Origin of the sequence: Staphylococcus pasteuri (assembly GCF_030547725.1) — a bacterium.
Lineage (GTDB): Bacteria > Bacillota > Bacilli > Staphylococcales > Staphylococcaceae > Staphylococcus > Staphylococcus pasteuri.
On sequence record NZ_JAUOQO010000288.1, the window covers coordinates 1 to 278 of the forward strand.

Annotated in this window: 1 protein-coding gene; it reads right to left on the reverse strand. The window is 46.0% G+C overall.

From position 1 onward, the window contains the following. A partial coding sequence (locus tag Q4528_RS13700) for a hypothetical protein (protein WP_303522106.1) occupies nt 1–278 on the reverse strand: 278 nt, incomplete at both ends.

The following is a 278-nucleotide window of genomic DNA, read 5'->3' on the forward strand; positions in this document are numbered from 1 at the left end:
GTATTGGGGATCGTCAGCAAGTAGTCCATTTTTCTTCCCGAAGTTAGCTACTTGACGTGCAACGGGCAACCATCGGTTTTGCTTGTTCCCGGAACTTTTAACCTCCATCTCTTCAATAAAATCGAGAGCACTATCGAACTTGCCAAGATAGACCTTTGAATAAATTGAGAGAATTTTATCCTTTTCCGTCGAACCAGCCCCTACACCCTCGCAAAGCTTTTCGACTGCTTTCCAATTGCCTTGACAAGCTTTTGCCCGAATCTGCAGGTCCCGTAGCC